This window comes from Marinobacter alexandrii (genome assembly GCA_039984955.1).
Taxonomy (GTDB): domain Bacteria; phylum Bacteroidota; class Bacteroidia; order Cytophagales; family Cyclobacteriaceae; genus Ekhidna.
In genome coordinates this window covers 1,727,678-1,754,645 of sequence record JBDWTN010000007.1, presented here as the reverse complement: position 1 = coordinate 1,754,645, position 26,968 = coordinate 1,727,678, and the positions used below count along the sequence as shown (strand labels likewise).

17 protein-coding genes are annotated in these 26,968 nt (G+C 37.6%); 8 read left to right on the top strand and 9 right to left on the bottom strand.

Going from position 1 to position 26,968, the window contains the following annotated elements:
• The first annotated feature begins 51 nt into the window (after positions 1–51).
• Both ABJQ32_14065 and ABJQ32_14060 read left to right on the top strand, forming a co-directional pair.
• On the top strand, positions 52–3,024 hold the full coding sequence (locus ABJQ32_14065) for a CHAT domain-containing tetratricopeptide repeat protein (GenBank protein MEP5290771.1): 2,973 nt from the start codon (positions 52–54) through the stop codon (positions 3,022–3,024).
• Between the two features lie 12 nt (positions 3,025–3,036).
• Positions 3,037–7,104, top strand: coding sequence for an OmpA family protein (locus ABJQ32_14060; protein MEP5290770.1), 4,068 nt, complete (start codon positions 3,037–3,039; stop codon positions 7,102–7,104).
• Here the strand turns inward: ABJQ32_14060 and ABJQ32_14055 are convergent.
• Genes ABJQ32_14055 through ABJQ32_14045 form a run of 3 tightly spaced genes read right to left on the bottom strand, consistent with a single transcriptional unit; the run spans position 7,101 to position 11,523 of the window.
• Positions 7,101–8,138: a PorP/SprF family type IX secretion system membrane protein gene (locus ABJQ32_14055; GenBank protein MEP5290769.1), complete on the bottom strand. Its 1,038-nt coding sequence runs from the start codon at positions 8,136–8,138 to the stop codon at positions 7,101–7,103. The two genes, ABJQ32_14060 and ABJQ32_14055, sit on opposite strands and share 4 nt — an antisense overlap.
• The gene (locus tag ABJQ32_14050; GenBank protein MEP5290768.1) at positions 8,135–9,352 is read right to left on the bottom strand and encodes a gliding motility-associated C-terminal domain-containing protein; all 1,218 of its coding nucleotides are present in this window, start codon (positions 9,350–9,352) and stop codon (positions 8,135–8,137) included. The genes ABJQ32_14055 and ABJQ32_14050 overlap by 4 nt, the downstream gene beginning before the upstream one ends.
• Complete coding sequence (locus tag ABJQ32_14045; protein ID MEP5290767.1) at positions 9,349–11,523, bottom strand: tail fiber domain-containing protein; 2,175 nt, start codon at positions 11,521–11,523, stop codon at positions 9,349–9,351. The genes ABJQ32_14050 and ABJQ32_14045 overlap by 4 nt, the downstream gene beginning before the upstream one ends.
• A 316-nt stretch (positions 11,524–11,839) precedes the next feature.
• Here ABJQ32_14045 and rimP point away from each other — a divergent pair, with 316 nt between their 5' ends.
• From rimP to ABJQ32_14025, 4 genes are all read left to right on the top strand, one after another.
• Positions 11,840–12,292 (top strand): ribosome maturation factor RimP, encoded by a 453-nt coding sequence (rimP, locus tag ABJQ32_14040; GenBank protein MEP5290766.1) that lies wholly within the window; start codon positions 11,840–11,842, stop codon positions 12,290–12,292.
• Complete coding sequence (nusA, locus tag ABJQ32_14035; GenBank protein ID MEP5290765.1) at positions 12,293–13,534, top strand: transcription termination factor NusA; 1,242 nt, start codon at positions 12,293–12,295, stop codon at positions 13,532–13,534.
• Positions 13,535–13,553: 19 nt separating this feature from the next.
• A complete protein-coding gene (gene infB / locus ABJQ32_14030; GenBank protein ID MEP5290764.1) occupies positions 13,554–16,328 on the top strand; it encodes a translation initiation factor IF-2 in 2,775 nt (924 codons plus the stop codon).
• Between the two features lie 151 nt (positions 16,329–16,479).
• Positions 16,480–16,833, top strand: coding sequence for a hypothetical protein (locus ABJQ32_14025; GenBank protein ID MEP5290763.1), 354 nt, complete (start codon positions 16,480–16,482; stop codon positions 16,831–16,833).
• On the opposite strand, the gene ABJQ32_14020 is transcribed toward ABJQ32_14025, so the two are convergent.
• The 3 genes from ABJQ32_14020 to ABJQ32_14010 all read right to left on the bottom strand — a co-directional run bounded on the left by ABJQ32_14020 (position 16,830) and on the right by ABJQ32_14010 (position 19,900).
• Positions 16,830–17,561 carry a 1-(5-phosphoribosyl)-5-[(5-phosphoribosylamino)methylideneamino] imidazole-4-carboxamide isomerase gene (locus tag ABJQ32_14020; GenBank protein MEP5290762.1) on the bottom strand — a complete coding sequence of 244 codons (732 nt, stop codon included), beginning with the start codon at positions 17,559–17,561 and terminating at the stop codon, positions 16,830–16,832. The two genes, ABJQ32_14025 and ABJQ32_14020, sit on opposite strands and share 4 nt — an antisense overlap.
• A 67-nt stretch (positions 17,562–17,628) precedes the next feature.
• Positions 17,629–18,315, bottom strand: a complete 687-nt coding sequence (locus ABJQ32_14015) for a response regulator transcription factor (GenBank protein MEP5290761.1) — start codon at positions 18,313–18,315, stop codon at positions 17,629–17,631.
• Positions 18,305–19,900, bottom strand: coding sequence for a HAMP domain-containing sensor histidine kinase (locus ABJQ32_14010; GenBank protein ID MEP5290760.1), 1,596 nt, complete (start codon positions 19,898–19,900; stop codon positions 18,305–18,307). The genes ABJQ32_14015 and ABJQ32_14010 overlap by 11 nt, the downstream gene beginning before the upstream one ends.
• 138 nt (positions 19,901–20,038) lie before the next feature.
• Between ABJQ32_14010 and ABJQ32_14005 the strand changes: the two genes are divergently transcribed.
• Positions 20,039–20,884 (top strand): T9SS type A sorting domain-containing protein, encoded by an 846-nt coding sequence (locus ABJQ32_14005; protein ID MEP5290759.1) that lies wholly within the window; start codon positions 20,039–20,041, stop codon positions 20,882–20,884.
• A 43-nt stretch (positions 20,885–20,927) separates the two neighbouring features.
• On the opposite strand, the gene ABJQ32_14000 is transcribed toward ABJQ32_14005, so the two are convergent.
• Positions 20,928–21,614 carry a response regulator transcription factor gene (locus ABJQ32_14000; GenBank protein ID MEP5290758.1) on the bottom strand — a complete coding sequence of 229 codons (687 nt, stop codon included), beginning with the start codon at positions 21,612–21,614 and terminating at the stop codon, positions 20,928–20,930.
• The gene (locus ABJQ32_13995) at positions 21,607–22,842 is read right to left on the bottom strand and encodes a HAMP domain-containing sensor histidine kinase (protein MEP5290757.1); all 1,236 of its coding nucleotides are present in this window, start codon (positions 22,840–22,842) and stop codon (positions 21,607–21,609) included. Before ABJQ32_13995 ends, ABJQ32_14000 begins: the two co-directional genes overlap by 8 nt.
• A 128-nt stretch (positions 22,843–22,970) precedes the next feature.
• On the opposite strand from ABJQ32_13995, the gene ABJQ32_13990 reads away from it, so the two are divergent.
• Positions 22,971–23,336, top strand: a complete 366-nt coding sequence (locus ABJQ32_13990; GenBank protein MEP5290756.1) for a DUF1573 domain-containing protein — start codon at positions 22,971–22,973, stop codon at positions 23,334–23,336.
• 41 nt (positions 23,337–23,377) lie between these two features.
• On the opposite strand, the gene ABJQ32_13985 is transcribed toward ABJQ32_13990, so the two are convergent.
• Complete coding sequence (locus ABJQ32_13985) at positions 23,378–26,965, bottom strand: BamA/TamA family outer membrane protein (GenBank protein ID MEP5290755.1); 3,588 nt, start codon at positions 26,963–26,965, stop codon at positions 23,378–23,380.
• Between the last annotated feature and the right edge of the window lie 3 nt (positions 26,966–26,968).

The following is a 26,968-nucleotide window of genomic DNA, read 5'->3' as shown; positions in this document are numbered from 1 at the left end:
TTATAATTTGCTAATTAAATGACTAGGTTCGTGTATTCTTTTCCATCAACAATGAAAAACATACTCGCCTGTATCATTTTTTCATGCACGATAGGTATATCAAGTGCTCAGAATATCACTTATTTGATAGCTGAAGCAGAGGAAAACCTAGAAAAAAACCATTGGGAACAAGCTACCCGAAACTTTAAAAATATTCTAGAAAACCATGTAGATGATCTTACTTATTTGCAAAGGGCAAACATCTACAATGATCTTGGTTTTTTAAATCTACAGCTTCTCGATCCATTCGAATCCGAGAGTTATATGAATCTTTCTATTCTATATCATGAGGAGGCAGGGATACCTAATCAAAAAGACTATGCCGATGCTTTACTAAACATGGGAATTCTATATACAGAGCAAGTTGAATTTGATCTTGCTCGTAGATATATTCAAAAATCACTTGATATTTTAGAAGAACTTCCTGGAGATAAGCCTGATTATTGGATCGCCCGATCAAAGTTGGCTTACCTATATGAAGATGCAGGCTCCTACACACTTGCTCTTAGCATTTACAATAATTGTTATGATCAATTGGTCGCGAGCGGAAATGACCTATCTCCTGACTTTGCTGAGATATGTATGCATAAAGGACGTATTCTGATTCTAACCGGAGAGCCGGTAGAAGGAGAAAAGTTTATTAATCTAAGTACAACAATTTATGAATCTTTAGGATCACAATATGCGGTAGAGCAAGCAGAGTCCATGGAGCATCTTGCCGTTTTTTACGAAAGAATGGGACGTTTTGATGAAGCTGAAAGCACCTTGCTTGAGGTTTTACGTTTAAAAAGGAGTATTCCCGATGAAGCGGATATTCTGATTATAGAAACCTTGAATGATTTGGGGGTGATGTATCATCAGCTAGGGAATTTCCGAAAAGCGAGTGAAATGTTCAGAGAGGTAGTAAAGGAGAGTGAAGAAAATGTAGGTACTAACCATCCTTTTTACGCAACAGCTAAAAATAATCTAGGTACACTGGCCTTGGCTAATGGAGATGTGGCTGGTGCTCGAGACATGTTCAATGACGCGCTAGCAACATACAAAGCTAAGTTTGGAACTGTACATCCTTATTATGCCAATACCTTAAATAACCTCGCTCGTGTAGAAAGGAAACTGGGAAACAATGAAGTTGCTGAAAAACACTACATGGAAGTACTTGAAATAGATGAAAAAATCTATGGCAAAAATCACCCGGGTTACGCAACAACATTAATCAATGTAGGGGTACTCTATAGTTCAATGGGCCGTGAGCAGGAAGCTGAACGGTTCTATGCGGAAGCCGTGTCCATTCGTGAAAAAGTACTCGGACAAAATCATCCGGCATATGCTGGAGCTTTGGAATATATGGGCATGCATTTCATGGCAGTTGACAACAAAGAAGAGGCTGAAAAATTTTTCCGTAAGTCTGTCAGTATCCAGATTGGTCAAATACACATGTTGTTTCCAATTATGTCAGAACAAGAACGGCAGAGTTTTTACCGAAAAGTGAAATCAAATGTAGATCGATACAATTATGTTGCATTTACCCTTCTAGACAAGAAACCAGAGTTAGTACAAACAATTTTTGACTTTCAATTACAAACAAAAGATATCCTCTTCAGTACCTCTGATAAAGTACATGAAGAAATTGCTGAAAGCACCAATGAAAAGTTAAGATCCAATTACCGAAGGTGGCAGTCGGATAAAAGACTATTGGCTAGTTACTACCAAATGGGGGTGCAAGAGCTGGAACAACAAAATGTAAATCTCCCATACGAGGAAGCCAAAGTAAAAAGACAAGAGGAGGAGCTCGCGACTCTACTTCCAGACTTTGAAGGATTGTTGCAGAAAGTGAACCAAAACTGGAGATCTGTCCAGAGTTATGTGAGCGGAGATGAGGCAATTGTAGAGATTGTCAAAATTTCTGAGTTTAATTCTTTGACAAGAGACCAAGGAACACTTTTCGGATTCACAGACTTAACCAGGTACTTAGCCATCATTTTCAAAAAAGGGAGCGAAGAACTACAGTATGCTATTCTGGGTGATGAGTTTCAGCTCGAAGAAGATCACTTCAGCCACTACAAAAATTCAATAGGGGTTGATTTTTCAGACGCATATAACTACTTCTGGCGCCCAATTGGTGATGTATTGGGAGATATAACATCCGTTAAAGTTTCACCGGATGGTGTTTACAATAAGATCAACCCTAACATCTTGACTAAGTCTGAAGGGCAGTATGTGATAGATGACTATTATGTGACCTATATAACAAGTGCCAGAGATTTGTTTAGGGAAGAAATTGAAATTTTCAACAAAAAGTCTTATTTGTTTGGCAATCCTAACTTCAATGAAGGTAATTCCAATGATAGACTTAATTTAAAACAGCTTCCCTTCTCTGAGCTTGAAATAAGAGAGATTGAGGGCATTCTTACAGATGATTGGAATGTGAAGTCTTATTTGAAGAGTGATGCAAATGAACTAAGAGTACGGTCAGCTTACAACCCAACTGTACTACACATTGCTACACATGGCTTCTTTAATGATAGACTTAACTTCATTGCTTCAAATAGCCCAATCAATAGTTCTCCTTTCAAATCAGGTATTTTTCTGAGCGGTGCTTCTGAAACTTTTGATAGGTACATGGATGGAATACCCACTATTTCAGAGAACGATGGAATACTGACAACTTATGAGGCAATGAACCTTAACCTCAGTAAAACAAGATTGGTGTTTCTTTCCGGGTGTGAACCTGGAATAGAGAACACGAATGCTGAAGGTGTTTTTGGACTCCAGAAAGCGTTTGTTGTTGCTGGAGCCCGAAATGTTATTACTAACTTGATAGATGTTAATGATCAGGTTACAAGTGAGTTAATCACTTTATTTTACAAGAAGTTTGCTGAGACTGATAAAGTCGATGATTCTTTGAAGTATGCTCAACTAAAGTTGAGAGAGAAATATAGAGACCCCAAGGTGTGGGGTGCATTTGTTTTAACAGGAAATGGATAAAAAATTGAAGATATGAAAAAGTTGTTCTTTCTTCTCGCACTTGTGTTTGTAACCATATCGTTCGCTCAAACGAACAATGTTTTTGTTTCAAGATTGTTGACACTCGGTGACGAAGATCTGAAAAATGCTCAATACATGAGCGCAATAAGGAACTATAAAGCAGCGCTTGAAGAGAGCCCCTCTAATATGAAAGCTCAGTACCAACTTGCTGAGTGTTATCGATTAATTCGGGACTATGAGAGTGCAGAATATCATTATGAAGCCATCGGTGCGGAACAAGATATTAGATTTCCCTTGGCAGGCTTTTATCATGCCATGATGCAGAAACTGAAAGGAAGATATGATCAGGCGCTTCAAAACTTCAAAGAATTTAGAAAGTTCTTAGCTGCAAATGAACTTCATGAAGATGAGAAATATAGGTATTATTATAAACAGGGAAAGATTGAGATAGATGGATGTCAGTTAGCCTTAAATCAGATTACCCTTGTTCACCCAGATTATCAATTTTTGGCATTAGGAGCTCCACTGAATTCAGAATTTAATGACTATGCTGCTTTTAGTGTAGGTTCAGACTCTATCGTTTGCTTGACTTCTGCGAGAGGGAGTGGAAAAGGAAGTTTAGTTGACAATCAATTCGGAGAGGCATTTGCTGATCTATTTCGCTTTTCTAAGCAAAATGGAGAGTGGGTAGAATATGATCAAAGTGATCGTTTTGAAAAGATAATTAACACAAAGTTTGGTGACGGATCAGGTTCTTTCAATAGAGAAAGAAATAAGTTTTACTATACCAATTGTGACGAGGATTTAGGAGAGGTATGTCATATATATGTTTCAAAATTAGTTGGTGGAAAGTGGACTGAACCAAAGCCTTTGAATTTAAACATTAATGAATATGGTTTTAGCTCTAAACATCCAAACCTAACTCCTGGAGGAGATACACTATTTTATGTTTCGGATAGAGAGGGTGGATTGGGTGAGTTGGATATATACATGAGCTTAAATGCAGGAGATGATAACTGGGGCCCACCAATTCATTTAGGAGGGCAGATTAACACACCTTTTAATGAAGTTTCTCCTTTTTACGATCAAAATGAGAGAGTTCTATTCTTCGCGTCAAATGGGCACAGAGGATTCGGAGGGTTTGATATATACATAGCACGTGGAACCAAGTTTGAGACAGCTGAGATTTATAATGCAGGTATTCCATTTAATTCATATCGTGATGATATATTCTTTTTCATGGGTAAAGGCAAAGGTTATTTATCCTCAAATAGAGAAGAAGGTATAGGTAAGTTTGATGTATATGGATTCAATATCAGATCTAAAGGAGACATCATATCTGAAGTATCAACGGAAGGAACAATCGCAGGAAGAAACTCTCTTTTTACAGACGATTATAATTTTGACAGTAGTGAAACAGAAATTATAAATCAGATCATTTCTAGAATGCTGTCATCATCAGTTTCTGATGTCGATCTAATTCTCACTGAAAGGCAATTAGCTGTTTACAATTCCCTTAGTGAAGACGATATAGAGAGAATCAATAAAATTGTTAATGCCAGAGTACGGAAAATGACGAGTAACATGATTCGCTCGATTCGTACAGAGGATGATCATTACTACCAACAACTAAGTACAGATAAGAGAAGAAGAGTTGACAATATCGTATCAACTTATTTGGAGCAGCAAGGAATGGGGAATAGCGTAAATCTTTCAGATGATGTTTTTAGTTTTTACAGTGGTGTAGGAACTGAAGAGCGTGAGAAGATCGATATTTTAATTTCGGATAGATTGAAAAACGCTCAACAGTTTAAACCAGCAACTCCAACATACAATTCATTTAAACCAGCAGAGCAAAAAAACCTGGATGGTATAGCTATTAAATACCTAAAGCAAAAAAGAAATTTAGAAAGTATCTCTCTTGATATGTCTGAGAAGGTTTTCATGAGAGATAATAAAGAAGGAGTTGAAGATGTGAACTCGGCTATCAGGGAGAGACTTATCGGCTTAAGTAATGAAGAAAAATACCGATTGGTTAAAGAGGATAGAGATTTTTATGAAACCTTGAATGAAGAGGATAAAGAGCGATTGAAATCAATTGCTACAACATTTATGGTTTCTGACCTTAGCAACTTTGATCAAAACGTAAGCAATTCAGATCTTGACATTTTCAAAAATAAGAATGCTAAGGATCAGAGCAGTCTTGATAAACTACTTCTTAAGCAGATTTCAAACCTTGCTAATTCAAGTATTTATCTCACAGAAACAACGTTTTCTCAAGATGAACTTCAAGCAGCGATTAGCGGAACCTCAGAGGAAACTGTAGAGAAACTACTTGAAATGAGACCTGATCTAAGTGATTTGCAGAAGAGTGCGGTTAAAAGATTTGTTAAGACAGCTTATGATTCTTATTTGAGTGAAGCTAAACCAATATTTTTCGATACAACTCCTACTGTTGTTACAACTTCAGGCTCAACAGTTCCTGGTGCGGATCCATCAGCAAGACTTACCAACGATGATATCAACCAGTATGAAGGGTTGAGTGAAAGTAAAAAAAGAGTGATTGATAATGTAATAGCACTTGACTACATCGTGAGTGAATACTCGGATAGAACGGTTCGTCTTCAAGATGAGCAGAAGCTAACTGAAATTAATAGTCAAGAGAAAGTACACATTGCAGCGCTTTCGAAGAAAGTATCTGGTCAAGCAATTAGATCTACCGAGCAAGCATTTATAAATGATGCATTTACTTACTTTAATAACTTGTCTCAAGATCGCAAAGCATTTATAAGTAGAGTTGTTTTAGACAAGGGACTACCTAAAAGAAATGGAAATTATATTCTTCCGGAAAGTGATGCAAGAGCACGGGGATCTCTCTCTTCGAGTGAAAGAAGCCTTCTTGAGAGAGTCAAAAAATTCAGGTTTAATAATGATAGAATTCTTACAGATAATCTAGCACTAGATTCAAAAGATGTTGATGAAGTGCCAGTGAATATAATGACACTTGCCAGCAATGTAGAGCCTGATCCTCAAGAGAGTCAGAAACTGCTTGGCGAAGAAGATATTCTTGCATCAGAAGAGCTTGACGAGATTAAAATCACCCTTCCAATAAGTAAAATTGATGGATACGATGAAATAACGATTTCAGGTAAGCTTGTAGGTGCTAATTCCGGGCAACCATTATCATCTTATTCCATAACTCTCATCCAGTTTGATAATACTAAAACAGTTATAGAGGGGTATACGAACGCTGTTGGTGCTTTTGAGTTTCAAGTATCGCCTGCTAAATATGATTTGACATTCAAAAAAGCCACTGGTGCAGAGTCCGTTGTTTTAGAAGGCTTTAATGTAGAAGGGAGAAGGGAAAAAGAATCTGGAGTATTTACTAATGCTACTCGTGCTTTCTTCGATATCGGTTCTTCAAATTTGAGGCCTGAAGTAACAATTCTCTTAGATGAGGTAATTAAAGCGTTTAGAGGAGGAGGAACTAAAATTGAAATTGAGTCGCACACAGATGATACTGGAGGTGCTGAGTTAAACTTGGTTCTGAGTAAGGATAGAGGATATGCAGCAAGAGATTACCTTATTTCGCGTGGAATTGATCAATCTAAAATCTCAGTAATTTGGCATGGGTCTGAGAAGCCTATTGCAGACAATAACAATCCGTACGGTAGACAATTAAACCGACGTATTGACGTGAGATTAATTGGTAAGAGACATGAATCTTTCGGTAACTTCTATTTGATCCGACCTGGAGCCACTGTTTCTAAGATCTCATCAAGCATGGGAGTTCCTGCTGAACAAGTCCGAAGTTTGAATGGTTTGAAAGGTGATAATTTAGAAGATTATCGTCCAATTAGACTCAAAAAATCTGATAACCTCGAGCCTGATTTTAACTTAGTTGTACCAGCGGATATTCGAAGTGGATCAGACTTTGTATATACCGTACAAGCTGGAGATAATCTGGAGATTGTATCTAAGAAATTTAATGTGCCTGAAGAATTGATAATGGAGCAGAATGGTCTAACATCAACTCAATTAGAACCTGGAAGTAGGTTGATTATATACCCTAAAAATTAGAATAGAGGATTGGAAGCCTTTCTCAACCCACGATTTTTAGAAAGTGAGTATTGAATTGAAATTTCCATGCTGTTTTGAGCAAGGTCAACACCCTTTTCAGGAACAAAAAGAGTACTATTCAGATCGTAGCTGACACGAACAGTCAAAGAATTTACTTTTACACCTCCCATGAAAATAAAGGAGTCTCTGAATCTATACCATGTTCCAAATAGAAGCTGAGTGCCACTTGCTCTGTACCTTTCAGCATTTGGTACATAGGCCATATTGAGACCTGCGTTGAATTGTTGGTTTCGTCTTAGGTATAGATATAGAAGGCTTGGGGTAACGAACAGTTTATTGAGTTTAAATTCAATGCCTCCATTGTATTTAAGTAGCATAGGCTCGCGACTTTCCGAATCGATTGTAAAAGAGGTATTTGGACGATTAAGATTGGTGGCAGACATACCAATAAAGGCACTATACTTATGAAGAAGATAGTTTCTTTCAGGATTATAATAATACATAATGCCAGCATTTAAAACAATATTTTGTTGCTGATCATCAAATTCTGTTACCGGCCCTGCCAATGTATTGTCGAAACCATAAAAAATGTTGTATTGAGATCCCCATGTAAGATTACTAAAGTTAAGCCTACGCGTTTCATACCCCGCTTGTACACCTATTGATATCAAATAAGAATTCAAGAGTCCAAACTTCAGGTTATGAGCATAATTAAGGAAAACAGAATTTCGTTCATAAATACCCTGAAATCCACTTTTTTCATTAAAAGCCATCACTCCAACACCTCCTAAAGATTGCTCTAAGCTCCCCTTTGGTTTAATAGGAAAGATAAAAGAAACCTGAGTTAACTCATTTAGCAAATCAGCACTTTGAAGCTGTCTCTTATGATTCATGTGAAGAGAAGCGTCTTTGTATATGCCACTAAAAGCGGGATTTAAGTATAACGAAGCGGCATAATATTGAGAAAATTGCGCATCTTGACTTAACGCTTTTGCAGCAAAAATTAGGAGCAATATGGTAATGAGTCTTTTCATTTAACTAAATAGAATGCTCCTTTTTCCTCAACTGGAAGGCCAGTTTCAAATTGTAACCTGATTGTATAGTAAAAAACACCAGCTGGCTCGGAAGCACCTGTTTGCTGACTAATTCCATCCCAGCCTCTCTGATTCGCCTCAGCAAATGAAGAAGTGGAGTACACCAATACTCCATACCTATTATAGATTTGAAGAGCAAATCCTTCTTCGGCAACTTGTTGGCCAAAAATTCTAAATGTTTGATTTTTTGGATCGCTTGCTTGCGGTGAAAAAGCCTGTGGGATAAAATATAACCCTTCATCTGGTACTTGTGGTGCTAAAGCTAAAGCCAGATAAATTTTTCGATCGCGAATTGGACGTACGGTAAGTTGACTAGCAATTGATCCAAAAGTGATCGAATCGGTATTAACCAGAGAGTTTACGCCAAGTGATTGAAAAATTCCTGTAGGATTATCCGAATATGCAATGACAGGAGAGCTGATTCTATGACGAATATCATTCTTTACTCTAAAATCATTCAAATCTTCATTGTTGAAATCTATTGCAATTCTGGTAGGGTCTGTGGTACCACTCAATAACTCGACCTCCCAAAGCCCCTTGTGTGAAACACCAAGTAAACTATCTCCGGGGATAGGGTCTGATGAATTTTCACCTAGGAAAGTTGCGGCGATTTCAGTATCAAAACCAAACACATTTAGCAAAGTAATCGGTGCATGCACTCCATCAGATCCAACTGGAAAAGTTTTAATCCCACTACCTCTAGAAATTAATGTGCCATCGAAATATGAAGTGTTAGATCCACCAAAAATTTCAGCGGTCGGTCCTAAAACAAACCTTGTGTCATCTCCTGGTTTTATATTGCCAAATCGCAATTCTAGCCTATCTAGAATAGTATATTCATCACCAGGAAACATAACTTCACCTCCCTGATTAATCACAAGCCCGCTGATAGTTAATTCAGGTGGCCCGACCATTTGAGTACTATCCCCTAAAAATTGTAAAGTTCCAATGAGTCCATTGAAATTGTTATTAATTAACCAGTTTCCATATAGTGACAAAGTGCCTTCATTTTGAATAATCCCTCTATTTTGGAGTTCGCCACCTACTTCCAGATTGGCACCATCAGATATATGAACTAGTGAACTGTTAGGAATATATAATTGTGCCCCTAGCCAGCAAGGAATTAGAACGATTATATAAAGCAGCTTTCTCATTTATCTTCCTTTTTTGCTGCTGGATCCCCGATGAGCATCTTCTTGATTAAGTCAAGATCGCTTTTCATCTCTTTATTATCGGACTCTAGTTCTGATAGTTTTGATTCTTGAGAAGTGACTTTTTTATTCAAAGAGTTTATTTGTTCTTGCTGTTCTTGCATTGCTGCAACAAGTACCGGAATCAACTGCTCGTAGTTTACTCTGTAATAGCCCTCCTTGCCTTTTGAAACAAGTTCGGGAAATACCTTTTTTAATTCTTGAGCAATTACCCCGTATTGTTTTTTATCCGAGAATTGATAGGATTGGAATTCTTCAGATCTAAAGAAATAGTTTACTCCGCGTATAGCTAATATCTTAGCAAGAGCCTCAGGAATTGCAACTATATCTCTTTTGAAACGAGCATCCGAAACCGCAACATCATCCGCTGACTCCCATACTGACAAAACATTATTCCATTTCATGACTTGTCCGTTGGTAGCACCATTTTGAGCCATATCTGCGAAAGAGATAGTTCCATCTAATATTTCTTGAGTTGTAACAGCACCTGTTGCTATGTCATCCGCAATAATGGTATTGAGAGCAATTTCGTTGTTTGTAATTGAGCCATCAATAATCTCATCGGCTCCAACAGCATCACTAGCTATCTCTGTCGCAGAAACAGAATTTAATGTAGCAAGAGAGCCAAGCCCTAATGTTGTTCTTTGGGCTGTTGCATCTGTGTCATCAAGAATGGCTCTTCCGGCAGGAGTCAGTGTAGCAGTAGTGTATGAGTCAGATGCATTGGTATATATGATCTCGCCTCCTGATGTTGTAAGTCCGGCAATCGAAGTTAAAGCGGCATCATTATCTTGCTTCCCTGCAATGTCAGTGATGTTGGTCGCAATACGATCATCCAGATAGGTTGAGTCCACTTGCAACTTAGTATACAGTGCCAAGCTATCGGCATCCACTTCGGCATCCAGAGTTGCGATATCGGTGATATTCGTTGCGATACGATCGTCTAAGTAAGTAGAATCTGCTTGAACCTTATTCCAGATGGCCGTTGAATCTGCATCCGACTCAGTGTTGATGTCTGCAATTTCAGTGTCAACATAATTTTTGCTGGAGGCATCTTGAGAATTAGATGGATCTGCCACATTGATTAATTTATTGTTTCCAAGGTTAACGTTATCTACTGCATCCCCAAATCCACTTAATGGGATACTACTTTTATTTAAATCTTCATTTGTGATGCTACCATTTACAATTTCTGTTGTACCAACAGCACTAGGGTTGATTTGAATATCTGCAGCAGAACCAGTATTTAATGCACTTACATCTCCAATCACAGGCAATCCTTGAGCTACTCCAGCCACACTACCTATATAAATATTATTTTGAGATAATGCTGAAGATGCAAATTCTGATCTATTTGTCCAACGCGGAACCCCTGAAGCATCAGTGGTCAAGACCGAATTCTGATTTCCAAGACCGCTATTGATCTTTGAAATAGTGATAGTGCTATTTGCAATATCTTCATTGAGAATGGAGCCATTGGTAATGTTACCACTGCCAATGTTTATAACAACCTCTGAGATTCCAGTGATTCTCCCTTTTTGATCTACGGTAAGCTGTAGAACATTAAAAGTCTCCGTTCCATAAGTTCCAGCATTTATAGATCCAATATCTTCAAGCTTACCTCCTGTAATAGCCTGATTAACAATTTTATCGGTAGTTACTGCATTGTCACTTATTTTATCGGTAGTTACACTACCATTTCCAAGTTTTGTGTTAGAAACTGCTTGGTCTGCAATTTTTTCTTCAGTCACTTTCGCTAATCCTATAAGTGGATTCGGATACGCCCCTACCAGATCCCCGCCTGCAGTTAGAGCGTTCAAGATTCCTAGACCAGCTCTCCAATTACCATTGTTCCAATAATAAAAAACGTTTAGGTCAGTGTCAAAAACCATTAAGCCATCATCTAGATTGCTCAGTGACCCAGACATCAAAGATCTTTGGGAAGAATTTACTCTTGGTACAAGAAATCCCTGGTTTGAATTTGGTGAGACAAGTTCCAGTACGGCGTTTGCATTTGGTGAATTGGTATTGATACCTACCGAATTGTCTTGTGCATTGGAAAATAGATAAGAGAGAAAAAATACAACAGCTGTTGCTTTTTTTAAAAGCTTCATAATCATGGGGATCTATATGAGACTACTAAGGCTGCCTAACGGCTGATCTTGGTTTTCGGTTAAAAAAAATAGGGCGATGAAACTATTTCTATAACTGGGTGTAAAAATTAGACTAAGCAACGATAATTTCCAAAAAATCAACTGCTTATGAATGGATCTTTAGACGAAAGACATCTTTTAGAATTTGAATGGTTTTCCAGATGGGGGAAAAGAGATTTTTCACCTGATTTTAGGGGATTAACTTAATGTTTTCTACCTTTGCTTCAAAATTAATTAGAATACCGAAAGAGGGGACAACAGTCCCCTCTTTTTATTCATGGAAATTTTGGAAGAACAGAAGATTAGAGAGTTAGTAGAGAAAGCGATTCAGGATCAGAAAGACTTATTCTTGGTTGATGTAAAAGTGAAAGGAAATACAGGAAATCAGAAGGTTCTTGTGTTTGTGGATGGTGATAATGGTATTTCTATTGATCAATGTAGTAAAATAAGTAGACAAGTTGGGTCTGAGCTAGAAGAGGAAGACTTTATGTCGGGTAAATACACGTTAGAAGTTTCTTCACCAGGGTTAGATTATCCTTTATCATTATTACGTCAATATAAAAAGAATATAGGGCGGATGTTGGAAGTGGAGATTGACGATGGAAGTAAGTTTGAGGGGGAGCTAGTTGAAGCAGATGACAAAGCGATTACTTTGAGGAATAAAAGTGAAGATTTATCGCTAAGTTTCGAGAAAATAAAACAGTCAAAAGTTAAAGTATTATTCAAGTAAATGGAAGCGTCAGTATTAATTGATTCGTTTGCGGATTTTGCCAGAGGCAAAAACATTGACCGCCCGACTATGATCAGAATTCTGGAAGATGTATTCAGAACTATGATTCGTAAGAAATACGAAACCGATGATAATTTCGATATCGTTATAAACGCCGACAATGGAGATTTGGAGATTTGGAGATTTAGGGAGATTGTTGATGATAACTCTGAGGACATATGGGATCACGATAAGATAAGTTTGACTGATGCTCAAAAAATTGAACCAGATTTTGAAATTGGAGAAGAGGTTGCTGAAGAAATTAAATTAGAAGATTTTGGAAGAAGAGCAGTGATGACTGCTCGTCAAACTTTGATTCAAAAAATAAAGGATCTTGAGAAAGATATTCTATTTCAAAAATACAAGGAACTTGTAGGAGAGATCATTCAAGGAGAAGTGTATCAGGTTCTAGGAAGAGAAATTCTACTTACAGATAGTGAAGGAAATGAGTTAGCGATTCCTAAGGGAGAACAAATACCTAAGGATAGATATCGGAAGGGGGATAGTGTGAGAGCGATTGTCCATCGAGCTGAGATGGTGAATGGGAACCCTAAAGTGATTTTATCAAGAACGTCATCTGTTTTTCTTGAACGTCTGTTTGAGGCAGAAGTACCAGAAGTTTATGATGGATTGATTACCATAAAAAATGTAGTACGTGAACCAGGAGAGCGCGCAAAAGTTGCAGTAGAATCGTATGATGATAGAATTGATCCTGTAGGGGCATGTGTTGGAATGAAAGGGTCTCGTATTCATTCAATAGTACGTGAATTACAAAATGAGAATATTGATGTAATCAATTTTACTGATAATCTGGAGCTTTATTTAGCTAGAGCCTTAAGTCCAGCTAAGATTATTAGTATGAAAATAAGTGAAGAGAAAGACCGTGTTTCGGTATATCTCAAGCCTGATCAAGTATCTTTGGCAATAGGAAAAGGTGGTCAAAATATTAAATTAGCTAGTAAATTGGTGGGTATGGAGATCGATGTTTTCCGTGAGCTTGATGCAGCCTCAGAGGAAGATGTGGACTTGGATGAATTTACCGATGAACTAGAAGATTGGGTAATAGATGAGCTAAAACGAGTTGGGTTAGATACAGCAAAAAGCGTATTAAAACTCGGAACTGACGATTTAGTGCGTAGAACAGATTTAGAAGAAGAAACAGTACATGAAGTTATTCGAGTTCTAAGCCAGGAATTTGAATAAACTAACTTGAAAGTTTTATATGGCAGAATACAGATTAAGTCAAGTAGCTAGAAAGCTAAACGTAGGTAAGAATACAATCCTGGATTTCTTAAAAGAGAAAGGTCATGAGGTAGACTCAAACCCGAATTCTAAGATTCCTCAGGATCAGTATGATATGCTTGCCCGTGAATTTGCTGACTCAGCTCATGACAAAGAAGAGGCATCAGAGCTAACAATTGGGGGTAAAACCGACAATTTTGTTATCAATTCAGAAAAAGTACCTGCTGAGGAGAAAAAAGAAGATGAACGTATCCTCATAAAGGATAACGTAAGTGCTGAAGCCGAACCAGAGAAGATATCTGCTCGGACCAAATTGGATGGTCCAAAAATTGTTGGCAAAATAGACCTGAATAAGAAGAAGGAAGTGCCAGCAAAGGTGGAATCTAGGGAAGAAGTGCCAGCAAAAGAGGAGCTGAAAGTTGAGGAGCTGGTACCAGAAGCCCCTAAAGAGGAACCAAAGGAAGAGGCTCCAGTAAAGGAAGAACCGAAGAAAGAAGCTCCAGTAAAAGAGGTATCAAAGACGATAGAGCCGAAGGAGGAAAAGGTGGAAGCTGAGAAGCCGACACATGAAGCTCCCAAAGAGGAGAAAAAAGAGGAGCCGAAAAATGAGGTTATAAAAGCGAAAGCAGATTCTCTTAGAGGATTGAAAGTCTTAGATAAGATAGAGCTTCCTAAGGATAAGCCTAAGCCTAAGCCGGTTGCGTCTTCTGATTCGAATCAAGACAGAAAGAAGCGCCCTAGAAAGCGTATTCAATCTAGCGGAGGGCCGCCACAAAGAAGTGGGGGAGGTAATAATCGAAATGACCGAGGTAGGAATGCTAGTTCAGGAAGAAAGACTGAAGAACTTTCAGATAAAGAAATTCAGGATAAAATCAAGGCAACTCTTGCTAAGCTTAGCGGCGGAGGCGGCAAAGGAGGGTCACAAAGATCTAAGTATAGAAAAGATAAAAGGTCAGCAAAAGCTGAGGCGGAGGAAGAGCGACAGTTACAGGCTGAAGAGGATTCAAAAATATTACATGTAACAGAGTATATCTCTGCAAGTGATCTTGCGTCACTTATGGACGTGACAGCTAATGATGTTATTTCAGCATGTATGTCTTTGGGTATGTTTGTGTCAATAAATCAACGACTTGATGCCGAAACTATTACTGTCATAGCAGATGAGTTTGGTTTCGAAGTGGATTTTACCGAGGCGAAAGAAGAGACGGATATCGTTGAAGAAGTTGATAGTGAAAGTGAGTTGTTAGATCGTGCACCAATTGTGACAATTATGGGTCATGTTGATCACGGTAAAACTTCATTGCTCGATTACATTAGAGATTCAAAAGTTACAGAAGGTGAGGCGGGAGGAATTACTCAGCATATTGGGGCTTACGATGTGATGACTGAGAGTGGTAAGAGAGTAGCATTCCTTGATACTCCTGGTCACGAGGCATTTACTGCAATGAGGGCTAGAGGAGCAAAAATTACTGATGTTGCGATCATAGTTGTTGCTGCTGATGACTCAGTAATGCCACAGACTAAAGAGGCAATTAATCATGCTCAGGTTGCTGGCGTTCCAATTGTAATAGCCATTAACAAAGTAGATAAGCCGAACGCTAATCCAGATAAAATCAAAGAAGATCTTTCTCAAATTAATATTCTAGTAGAAGATTGGGGAGGTAAGTATCAATGTCAGCATGTATCTGCTAAGACTGGAGAAGGTATTGATGAATTGTTGGATAAAGTTCTTCTGGAAGCAGAACTATTAGAATTAAAAGCGAACCCAGATAAACCAGCTGTAGGATCTGTTGTTGAAGCCTCTTTGGATAAAGGTAGAGGTTATGTTTCAACCATAATGGTACAGGCAGGAAGTTTAAGAGTTGGTGACGTGCTTCTAGCAGGGCCATATTTTGGAAAAGTTAAGGCGATGTTTGATCACAGAGGTCATAAACTTGAAACAGCCGGCCCATCTACTCCTGTCTTAATGCTAGGATTGGATGGAGCACCACAAGCGGGAGACAAGTTTAATGTGATGGAGAGTGATCGTGAAGCTCGAGAGGTTGCGAATAAGAGAGAGCAAATACTAAGAGAACAATCCATCCGAACTAAGAAACACATTACATTAGATGAGATCGGTAGAAGACTTGCGATAGGAAGCTTTAAGGAGCTCAACGTTATAGTGAAAGGTGATGTGGACGGATCGATCGAAGCATTAGCTGATTCATTGTTGAAACTTTCGACAGAAGAAGTACAAGTAAATATTCTTCATAAAGCAGTTGGTCAAATTTCAGAATCTGATGTATTATTAGCGTCGGCATCTGATGCTGTAATTGTTGGATTTCAGGTTCGACCTTCAGGAGGAGCTAGAAAATTAGCTGAGAATGAGGAAATTGAGATAAGACTTTACTCAATTATTTATGATGCAATCAATGATGTGAAGGATGCGATGGAGGGAATGCTAGAACCGACTAGCGAGGAAGTGATCACAGGGAATATTGAGGTTCGTGATGTGTTTAAGATTTCTAAAGTAGGTACCGTAGCTGGTTGTTATGTCACAGATGGAAATGTGAAGAGATCTAATCAGGTTAGATTGGTTAGAGATGGTATCGTAGTTCACACGGGAGAAATTAATCAACTCAAACGATTTAAAGAAGATGTTGGTGAAGTGAAGAATGGGTATGAGTGTGGATTGAGTATCAAGAATTTCCATGACATAAAAGTTGGAGATATTATAGAAGGGTTTGAAGTGAAAGAGGTAAAACGTACGCTGTAGGATTCAATTACGAATAAAAAGCCTGCATCCAAGCAGGCTTTTTTGTTTAATGCTGGCTGTTCACGATTATTTCTTTAAATCCTAAAGTTAAGTTTTGTGAAAAATTAAAACCTTCTATCAATTATTTCGTTACTTTGAAGGTTATACACACATGGTGAAAAATAGTCACAGTATATTTTTAGCACTTACACTCATCTTTATTGTCAACATTGGTTTGGCTAATACAGAAGGGAGTGATGACTCCCCGATTAATCAAGAGCAAGAACAGGATGGAAGAAGGAAGGAAAGCCAGACGATGATGAGGCCTGACGGTAACGTTGATTCGGAAATGACTGATTCTGTTGAGGAATATTCTGTCTCAAATAGCGAGGAAGCTAAAGTGGAAGTAATTGATTATCAGAAAAAGGAATCGATAGATTCTTTAAAAGATGATTCTGTGAGTAAATACAATTTTATCTTCTACTTCCTTTACAAGTTTAAATACGACACCAAGACTTCTCCCTAGGTAGCTGATATAGATTGATAGTCATCAATATCTTTTAAGGTGATAGCACCTTCATAGAAAGCCTTTCCAAAGATTACGCCGTAGAGTCCTAAATCTCTCAATTTTTTTACATCATCCATGGTACGAACTCCACCGCTGGCAAAAATGCTTAAGTCTGGAAATTCATTCAATAATTTTATGTATAGATCATAAGAAGGACCCTGCATCGCTCCATCTTTAGATATGTCAGTTGTTTTCAAGTATTTCAAGCCTCTTTCATAAAAGTAGGCAATATGATTAAATAAATCTTTTGACGTTCCCTTTTGCCACCCCCTAATTCTTATTTTACCTTCCAAGCTATCAGCTGCTAATGCAATCTTTTCACGACCATACGACATCAACCAGTTAGCAAACTGTTCTTTATTTGAGAAGGCAATAGAAGCAGCAGCGATGCTTTCTGCACCATATTCGAATGCCTTAAGCACATCTCCATCAGTGTGCAAACCACCAGTGAAATTAATTTTAAGGTTTGTGTAAGCTGAAATAAGGTGTAGAATATCATAATTGATGGAAGTACCCTTTCTCGCGCCATCTAAGTCAATCAAATGAATTCTCGAAATACCATGATCTTCAAATTGTTTAGCGACATCTATTGGAGTGTCACTATATTCTTTTTCACTGGAGTAATCTCCTTGTTTGAGGCGTATGGTTCTGCCTTCAATAACTGATATTGATGGTACTAATAGCATGATTGAATAAGATTGGTTCTTTGAGAAACGCTTCTTATAAATATAAGCAAATAGAACTAGAATTATCTCAATTGACCTCCACTAATTTGAAACCTTCACCATGAATTGTTAATATCTTAAGGCTGGGTTCATCCGAAAGATACTTTCGAATTTTAGCGATATATACATCCATGCTTCTTGCATTAAAGTAGCTGTCATCTTTCCAGATTTTTTTTAGAGCTGAACTTCTTTCAACAGTCTTGTTTACATTTTCAAAGAAGATTTTCAAGAGCTCATTTTCTTTTGTTGTCAGATTGATTTCTCTTTTGGGTGTAATTAATCTATTCTCTTGATAATAATATACCAACCCTGCTATAGTAAAAGGATTTGGAAAAGGTTCTTCTTTTTTAATTGACCTTTTAAGGATTGCTTGTATTCGAAGAAGTAGCTCTTCCATGCTAAAAGGCTTTGTCATGTAATCATCAGCACCAATAGTGAATCCCTTGATGATGTCTTGTTTCATGGACTTAGCAGTGAGAAAGATTATAGGAGTATCATCATCGGTAGCTCTTATCTCTTTAGCTAACGTGAACCCATCTTTTTTGGGCATCATTAAATCAAGAATGCAAAGGTCAAATTCGGCTTTTTTGAAAGCTCTTCCACCTTCTTCACCATCTCTCATTAATGTTGTTTCATAACCTTTTAATCCTAAGTATTCACTTAAAATTTCGCCCAGATTTGGGTCATCTTCTACTATTAATAATCTAGGCTTCATTTGCTAGTGGTAATGTGATTGAAAACTTGCTTCCTTTTCCTGGCTCGCTATCTACATGAATACTACCACCATGAGCCTCTACGATGCGTTGTACATAGGCTAGGCCTAAGCCAAAACCTTTGACATTGTGAAGGTTCCCAGTGGGAACTCGATAAAATTTTTCGAAAATATGCTTTTGTTGCTCTCTAGTCATACCTATTCCTTTATCATGAATGGATATAATAAAATCTTCTGTATCCGAAGCAGTTCTTAGGGTGATATTGGGTGCTTCGGACGAATACTTATTCGCATTATCTAATAAATTGAGAATGATGTTTGTAAGATGAATTTCGTCACCCTTGACTAGATCCTTATCAGCTTTCTCGATCATATTTAATCTGCCGCCACGCTGCTCTACTTGAATAGAAATATGATCAGCAGCACTTTTCATTACATCACTCATCCTTAACATTTCTTCTTTAAGATTATAATCATTTCTATCAATAGCAGCTATTTGTAAGACTTTCTCAACCTGATCTCCCAAACGCTTATTTTCCTCACCAATTACCTTGATGTATTTTGTCCTGAGCTTACTTTGCTCAATTTCTTTGTCATTGAGAGCTTCAACAGCCAATGAAACAGTGGAAATAGGTGTCTTAAGTTCATGAGTCATATTATTGATGAAATCATTCTTCATTTCAGAAAGCTTCTTCTGTCGAACTATCGTTCTAATGCTATACCCAAAGCAGAATAAGATCACGAGAACGAGAAAACCCGAACTTGCCATTGCAGACCATACCTTACCAACCAAATACCCTTGCTTTCCAGGGAAATCTATAATTAACATACTATCACTTTCGAATATATCATTCGGGAATAATGTTGTCCTAAATTCACTCTCTTTCAGCTCATTTTGTCTAATATTATTCGTTAAGAGAAGGAATCTTTTCGCATGAGGCTGCAAAACGCCATAATCATAGTCTATATTAATTCCTTTTCCGATCAGCTCACTTTTCAATAATGAGTCTAGTTGATTTGGATTAAAACGTGAGGAAACTGATCTATTGGGACCCATTAGGTCTTTCACTACATCAAAAGTTAGCTCATATTTTCTGGAAACCTTAGCTAGTTTACTTTCAAGCTGCTCTATTTTAACATCTCGCTCTTCCAGCATTTCCTCCATTGAGGAACCTAATGGAGGTGCAAAGTCTTCAAAAAAGAAGTTATCAGCAGTGCTGGAAAAGTTAACAACAAATTCGAAACTGCCATTCTGTACAGTATCGGCAAAAACAAAAACCTGCTGATTTCCTCGCTGTACTACCTCTACATTTCTAGAATTATTTGATTGTTGACTTTTTTGTATTTCTCGAAGTTGAACATCATTATATATCGGGGAATTCAAATAATTCAATTTCTGAAGGGCAGCATATGTTTCTTGTTTCTCAAGCTTACCAGCAACTGTGCTTAGAGCATCCAAAACATCTTTTCTAAAACGCTCTTCATTAGCAGTAACCAATGAATCAATCCAGTAAAGCTGAAAAGCAATAAGGCCCATCATGGACAAACCCATTAACCCTATTATCCACCTAAGTGTCTTTCGCTTCATAGTTCAAAAATACGATGTTGAATGGAGCGTAGTTCTTGTTTAACCATTTTTAACAAGGATTAACTACTGATTAACAGTGAGATATAAAACCAGTTCGTACTTTCGATTAGTCAAATTGAAAAAATAAACTGGGATAAAATGGAAAAGAAAGTAACTATTTTAATCATGGGCCTGCTGCTCATTATGAACGTTTCAATTTTTGCTCAATCACAAGATGAAGGAAAAATTGTAGTAGAAATCACTAAAGAGATTAATGGTGAGAAAAAAACTTTTAAGGGAGAATATAACTCTACTGAAGAGATGAATGCGGATCCAAATTATAAGGAATTCGCAGGCGATGATGAAGCATTTGATTTCTGGTTTGATGGATCTGATGATGAAGAAATGATCTTTCACTTAGATCAAATGAGAGATCACAGCAAATCTTTTTTTAAGTTTTTCCACAATGGAGAAGATGAGGAGGATAATGATAATACCTTCTTTTTTAAGCACTTTGATGGAGATTCTTCCAATAGCTTTTTCAATTTTCATTTAGATGGAATGAATATGGATGAGTACAAAGAAAAAATGAAAGAACTAGGTATCGAACTGGACGTTCTTTTTGATAAGTTAGATGATAGTAACGCTCATAAATCTGTGAAGGTAATTGTAACAAAGAGAATAAAAATTCTTGATGTTGAAGATGAGTTTGGTAAAAAGGGGAAAGTGGAAGATAGCAATAAGCTTGTCTTAGATGATTTAAGTTTTTCCCCTAATCCATCATCCAATGGTCGTTTTAAAGTGAGGTTTGAATTGCCTCAAGAAGGAGAGTTGGATATTCGTGTTTCTGATCTGGAAGGAAAGGAAGTTTTTAATAGACGTTTTGAAAGATTTGGTGGAACATACTCAGAGATGATTGATTTATCTGATCAAAAAGAGGGCATTTATTTAATGGAAATCAGTCAAGGTAAAAAGAGATTGACTAAAAAGATAGTGATCAATTAAAGTTTTAAAAAGCCACCTTAATGTGGGATGACTTTAATTTCACCTATTCTGAAATTATTAGACTAAATCCTACACCATGGTGATTTCTAATTTCTAATGAGCTATCATTTTTGAGGTACTTTCTGAGTCGTGTAATAAATACGTCTAAGCTTCGACCTTTGAAGTAATCATTTTCACCCCAGATTGTTTCAAGAATAACTTCTCGTTTGACTAATTGATTCTTATACTTGAGAAGCAAATTAAGTAGGTTGGCCTCCATTTGAGTTAATGAACTCTGAAAGTCGTCACATCTATAGACAAGGTTTTTGACATCAAAAACGGAACTCCCAAAATGTTTAGTCTCATCAGAAAAACCAATTTCTTTGGAATTACTCCTCCTTAAAAAAACTTCGATCCTATAGCCTAATTCTTTCATTGAAAATGGCTTTGAGATATAGTCATCACCACCAACCTCAAAGCCTTCAAGGCGATCTTCTTCTTGAGATTTAGCAGTTAAAAAGAGGATAGGGATGAACTCATCCTGCTCGCGTATTTTAGAAGCTAGCTCAAATCCATCCATCTTTGGCATCATTACATCCAGCACGCATATTTCAAATGATTGATTTTGAAATTCATTGAATGCTTCGATCCCATTTTTATACCATACGACTTCATGATTAAGTTGCTCAAGATTGTCTTGAACCATGAAACCTAAATTCTCATCGTCTTCTGCTAGTAGGATTTTAGCCATTGGGTAATATAATTTTGAATGTACTTCCTTTACCTAAATGCGATGATAAAGAGACTCTTCCTTTCAATCTTTTTAGCGCAGAACTAACTATGTGTAATCCTAAGCCAAATCCTTTTTGATTGTGCTGATGTTGGCTTTCTGGCACTCTGTAAAACTTGTTAAAAATTTTCTTGATCTGACTTTCTGAGATTCCAATGCCGTCATCTTGGACTGAGATCGTTGTTTTCTTTTCGTCTTGATGAAATTCCACAATGATTTTTTTCCCTCCGTATTTGACCGCATTATCCACAAGGTTTCTAACAATATTTGTCAATATTTTTTGATTCGTGTTAACTACTTGTTTGGTTTCACCTTTCACTTCCCATTCAATCATATGAGCTGCATACTCATTCTTAAGTTCATCAACCAATTCATTCAAGAAATCTGGAATTGATACAACCTCTTTTTTGATTGAGATTCTGGTATCTACCAATGAAGAATAAAGAATATCTTCCACATTTTTTTTGAGACGTGAAACTTCAGTTTGAATTATTTGTAAGTACTTTCCATCCTTCCCATTGGATCTTTCCTGTAAGCTTGAAGTCGCCAAGGAAAGTGTAGCTAATGGGGTTTTCAGCTCATGGCTAACATTGTTTATAAAATCTTTTTGAACTTCACTCAAGCGCTTTTGTCGAAGGATTACAAACAAGGCATAACCAAAGAATACAATGACAACAAGGGTAATAGCTGATGTAAATTTCCAAAGATCAAATCCGGAAAAAAGAGTTTTAGATTTTTCTGGAAAATAAACGCCAAAGTAATACTCTTCATTTTGTAAAACAGGAATTACAGAGCGCTTGTATTCGGCCTTAAGATTAATGTTATCTGCATATACCATTCGATCGTTGGTGCAGTCATAAACTCCATATTCAAAATCCTGAGATATAGATCTTTTCTTTATTTCTGCAGAAATAAGATACTCTAGATTGGCAAGATCAATACGGTCGTTTGTTCGTACAATAAAATAATTACCGGAAACCTGTTCGATAGGATTGACCTCAGGGAAGTCTTTCCCATTTGCTTCACATAGTGATTCAACTACATTTCTTAAAGCAACCTGAACATTGTGATTGAAAACTTGATCCTGTTGCTCTATAGCGTTATTAAGCCAAAAAATCTGAGTGCCTATTATCCCGACTAAAGAAAGAATAGCGAGTATGACTAAAACACGTATATGTGCGTTTTTCATATTTCAAATGTAGTCCTTAAGAATGGTAGAAATTAGGGTTTAACATCTCATTAACAATCATTAAGTGCTTGTTAACAGTCATTCTTATGCATAAAATTCACATTTGGAGAAATCAAATTTTAAATAAAATGAGAAAAACAACATTTATCGTAATGCTTGGAATTGCAGTAGCTGCAATGGCTGCAGTAGCTCCAATTAAATGGAAAACGACTTCTATTGACTTGGGTCAGGTAACTAAAAATGAGATGAAAAATCTTTCATTCGAGTTTACTAATGTGACAAAGTCATCTATCCAGATTCTCGAAGCAAAAGGCTCATGTGGATGCACCAATGTAAAGTTTCCTAGTGGAGAAATAAAAGCAGGTGAAACAGCATCTATTACAGCTAATTTTAGATCGGGAAGCGTTGGAGCTTTCAAAAAGAATATCCGAATCAAAACATCCGAATCGGAGGAGTATACATACCTGAATTTCAAAGGGGAAGTAGTTGAGTGAATTCATAATCCCCTTGCCTAAAGCAAGGGGATTATCACTTTCTAAAAGAAAAAATTCATTGCGAATGTAGGTATGTTTTCGTCTTCCCCGAATGCATAATTGAGGTTGAGTACAAGGGTATTAAGCGGGCTCACCCAAATCCCAAATCCTTTGCCTGCATGCCATTCACTCGAGTTTTCCCCATCTATCCACACGCGCCCTATGTCATGGAATGCCAGAACCCCAAACTGTCCTGGAAATATGTAGCTACGAAATGAGGCTATTTTCAGCCTCAAATCCAGGTTATGATAAAAAGAAGTCTGACCATAGAAACGCGTTCTTCGATAACCTCTTAAATTCGTTCGTCCCCCTAAAATATTAGCATTGAAAAAGTCGAATTCATCGGAGATAATGTGAGCCAATCCTAGCCGGTTGCCAATCATCAGCCTTGAAGGAAGTTTAGTTGTTAAAAAGAAGGACCATTCTCCGCTTAGTCTTGTGGTACTTTCAGAAATATCCGTAATAGCTTCTAAGTGTTCTACTTCAGCCATTGCGGTCATTCCAGCTTTGGGCAATACTTTACTGTCTCGAGAGTCAAAAGAAATACCAGCGATAAACTTGACATATTGATTTGCATCAAAATCTGAGGCATCTGCTGATAGATCGGAAATAAATCGATTGGCTGTGCTTTCCACTTCTACAGTTTTATACCCTGTGCTAAAGTAGAATTTTGCTTGAGCTCCAACATTCCTTGAAAGCCCAGCATCAAATTCCAAACGATCCATTCTCACCCTATAATAGTCAATAGGATCATCATCTGGGAAGACAAATTGATCCATGAGAAATTGGGTCTCATTACCTAGTCCAAAGAAATTGTTTACGAAGAATGGTTCTTGCCAAAGCACTTTGGTATTCAGGTCCCATCGTCCAAGAACGTCGGTATAATCTCCAGAATAATTAAATTGAAAAGAACCTGTTTCAAAAGCTCCAATAGCGGTAAAGGCATGCTTTGCTGCAAAGGGTTCTTTCCTCCACCCATTCTTTGTGTAGACAAAACCTGCCCCCAAATAAATTCCATCATCAGGGTTGATTGCACCTGTTATTAAGGGCATGAGTATGTCATATTTGAAAGCCTTTCTGTCGTACCTGTTGATATCCGGATTATCGCTCAGTTTTAAAATTCCTTTGGAATTTCCTTGCACTTTTGTGCTCTTCAGTCGGTCATACACTTTCAATTTGGACAGCTTCTCACCTTCATTGCCATTGATGATCAGGTCTTTATCCGTACCTCCAATGATCCGTACTTTAATTTTGGAATGATTGCCTTTTATCTCAAATACATCTTCACCATCAAGCCCATAAAGTCTTATCTCTTTGGTCTCATCAGCTTTGAATAGTCTTTCATATATGATTTGCTCAATCTCTCCATCTTTCTTTCTTTTCCTGACGGTAACCTTGGTTCGTCCTTCATCTAAATGTTCAATCAGGAAGTGTTCATGCTTGTCAGAACCTATTACTTCAACCTCTTTGGATAGATACAGATACAACTCTCTGGCATAAGATTCCATGTTTCCCCTACGTGCTTTCAATCCGGAAGTGATTTTATTTCCGGTAAGCTCTTCTATTGAATCCGGCCAGTCAGATACAGCATTTTCAATGACTTCATTGGAAAGATTTTGCTGTAAAAAATTAATTTGTTCTTTCCATTCGTCCCAATCCGGTTCATTCATGAAGGTTCTGTCAAAGTACCTAGCGTTTTGACTGATGCCTGGTGCCCAGTCTACGTTTTCATCGAAACCTTCAATCTTAGGTAAAGCCCACTTACGAGCGGCGATTGTTGGGATAATACCCTGATTCATGAAAAATGCTTGATCTCTATCTCTGGGGATCGGTCGATACATTTTGCCATTTTCATTATCAAACTCAGCCCAGCGCCACTGATCATCATGGCGGTCCCAGTCACCAATCCACATGTCAAATAGGCGATTTCGAACAACAAAATTTTGATCTACAGTGTTATCGTTATCTTTTTTTAGTTTTTCAATAACTTTTAATGTGCCTTCAACATCTTCAGCGCTACCAAAGTGAGCATCACTGGCAGCAGCACCATTTGCTCTTTCCTCATATAGTGCAAGTGTTCCGGCAAAGGCATTTTGAAATTGACCTAAGCGTGGGTCGTTAGGGATAAAGACTGGTTCAGGGTTTGAATGATAGATGTTTGCAGACTCGGCCAGAGGAGGTATGATAAATGCGGCATAAGGATGTGAAGATGAAATTTGATCCTCTACTATATCTTGCGCAAATGTTTTTTGCAGAGCTATTGGAATAGCGTTTTCAGGATACTTCTCAATCGATCTTAGTACATACTGCCTTCCATCATTAGCTTGTAGTCTTAAGGATTTAGTCTGCATTCCTCCACCTTTTTTCAACACTTCCAACCCGCCTTTTTCTGTGCCAATATCAAAGACATCTACTTCCACCGGCGTGCTCCAAACGTCACGATAATTTTTACCAAGCCAGCGATGTTTCCCTTTGCTACCCTCATACTTGCTGCTTGCAACAACTGTAATTGTACTATCAGAAAAATCCATTGGAGGGAGCTCTTGCAGACTTTCATTAAGCTTTTTTTTGTAGAGTTCTTTTTGATAAAGAACTCCACCATGGATACCCGAGTACTCTACCGAAGCACTTCCTGATTCTTGTAAGTCAAGGACAGCAAACCCCTGTTCTTTTTTTGCAAAGAGACTTCCATCCCCCTTTTTCACATGTGTGACTTTTGAACCAGACCCGCTGACTATGAAATGATGTCCCTCCTTTTGGATGAATTGAAGTGAATGCTCATGACCAGCAGCATATACGACATTCTCAGCTTCATTCATTGCAATGAGAATCTGATTCATGATGGCGCGATACTTCGGATGTGTATTGTCCTGAATGTTTCCAATCAACTTACGGAAGAGTGGTTGAAGGCTTCCCAAAATAGGTAAAGGAGACATTTGTTCCTTGAAACTAAAATTCCCATTATGCTCGCCATAAGTAAACATTGGGTGATGCGCTGCTATCAAGATGTGTTTTCCTACATTCCTTTTTATGATAGACTTTAGGTCTTCTAATGTCTCGATAGTGGATTTATTATCGCAATCATCATCCTCATCAGGTTTATCCCATCCATGCAAAAAGTACTGAGTGTTTAACAAGATGAGCGTAGATTTATCACTCATCGGAATCTCATAGGGGCCAGGGCACCCACCTGTAGGTAGAAATACATTTTCATCATCAAAATAATTCTGGATGAAATGCTCCATCTCTAAAGCTCGCTCCCAACCATAATTTCGTCCTTGAGCCCAGTCATGATTCCCAGGAATCATGTATGCCTTTCCAGGGAAAGATTTCATGATTTCTAATTGAGGAATGAGCTTATTCTCCATTTCTTCTCGTTCCGGATCTTCTTTACCAGGCAATCCCTTTGGATAAAGATTGTCTCCTAAAAAAATCAAGAAATCTTTTTCAGTTGCTGCTTTGATTTTTTCACTTAGAAGCTCAAGGTTTTTATCTGGATTTTTTGGTTCTCCCGCATCACCAATCAGAAAGATTTTTTGTGCCCATACGAGTGCTGGGAAAAGCATAAATAGGAAAAGCAGCTTTCTCATGTG

Coding starts and splice junctions, on each gene's coding strand:
- ABJQ32_14065 (MEP5290771.1), top strand. CDS start 52: ATGAAAAACATACTCGCCTGTATCATTTTTTCATGCACGATAGGTATA.
- ABJQ32_14060 (MEP5290770.1), top strand. CDS start 3,037: ATGAAAAAGTTGTTCTTTCTTCTCGCACTTGTGTTTGTAACCATATCG.
- ABJQ32_14055 (MEP5290769.1), bottom strand. CDS start 8,138: ATGAAAAGACTCATTACCATATTGCTCCTAATTTTTGCTGCAAAAGCG.
- ABJQ32_14050 (MEP5290768.1), bottom strand. CDS start 9,352: ATGAGAAAGCTGCTTTATATAATCGTTCTAATTCCTTGCTGGCTAGGG.
- ABJQ32_14045 (MEP5290767.1), bottom strand. CDS start 11,523: ATGAAGCTTTTAAAAAAAGCAACAGCTGTTGTATTTTTTCTCTCTTAT.
- rimP (MEP5290766.1), top strand. CDS start 11,840: ATGGAAATTTTGGAAGAACAGAAGATTAGAGAGTTAGTAGAGAAAGCG.
- nusA (MEP5290765.1), top strand. CDS start 12,293: ATGGAAGCGTCAGTATTAATTGATTCGTTTGCGGATTTTGCCAGAGGC.
- infB (MEP5290764.1), top strand. CDS start 13,554: ATGGCAGAATACAGATTAAGTCAAGTAGCTAGAAAGCTAAACGTAGGT.
- ABJQ32_14025 (MEP5290763.1), top strand. CDS start 16,480: ATGGTGAAAAATAGTCACAGTATATTTTTAGCACTTACACTCATCTTT.
- ABJQ32_14020 (MEP5290762.1), bottom strand. CDS start 17,561: ATGCTATTAGTACCATCAATATCAGTTATTGAAGGCAGAACCATACGC.
- ABJQ32_14015 (MEP5290761.1), bottom strand. CDS start 18,315: ATGAAGCCTAGATTATTAATAGTAGAAGATGACCCAAATCTGGGCGAA.
- ABJQ32_14010 (MEP5290760.1), bottom strand. CDS start 19,900: ATGAAGCGAAAGACACTTAGGTGGATAATAGGGTTAATGGGTTTGTCC.
- ABJQ32_14005 (MEP5290759.1), top strand. CDS start 20,039: ATGGAAAAGAAAGTAACTATTTTAATCATGGGCCTGCTGCTCATTATG.
- ABJQ32_14000 (MEP5290758.1), bottom strand. CDS start 21,614: ATGGCTAAAATCCTACTAGCAGAAGACGATGAGAATTTAGGTTTCATG.
- ABJQ32_13995 (MEP5290757.1), bottom strand. CDS start 22,842: ATGAAAAACGCACATATACGTGTTTTAGTCATACTCGCTATTCTTTCT.
- ABJQ32_13990 (MEP5290756.1), top strand. CDS start 22,971: ATGAGAAAAACAACATTTATCGTAATGCTTGGAATTGCAGTAGCTGCA.
- ABJQ32_13985 (MEP5290755.1), bottom strand. CDS start 26,965: ATGAGAAAGCTGCTTTTCCTATTTATGCTTTTCCCAGCACTCGTATGG.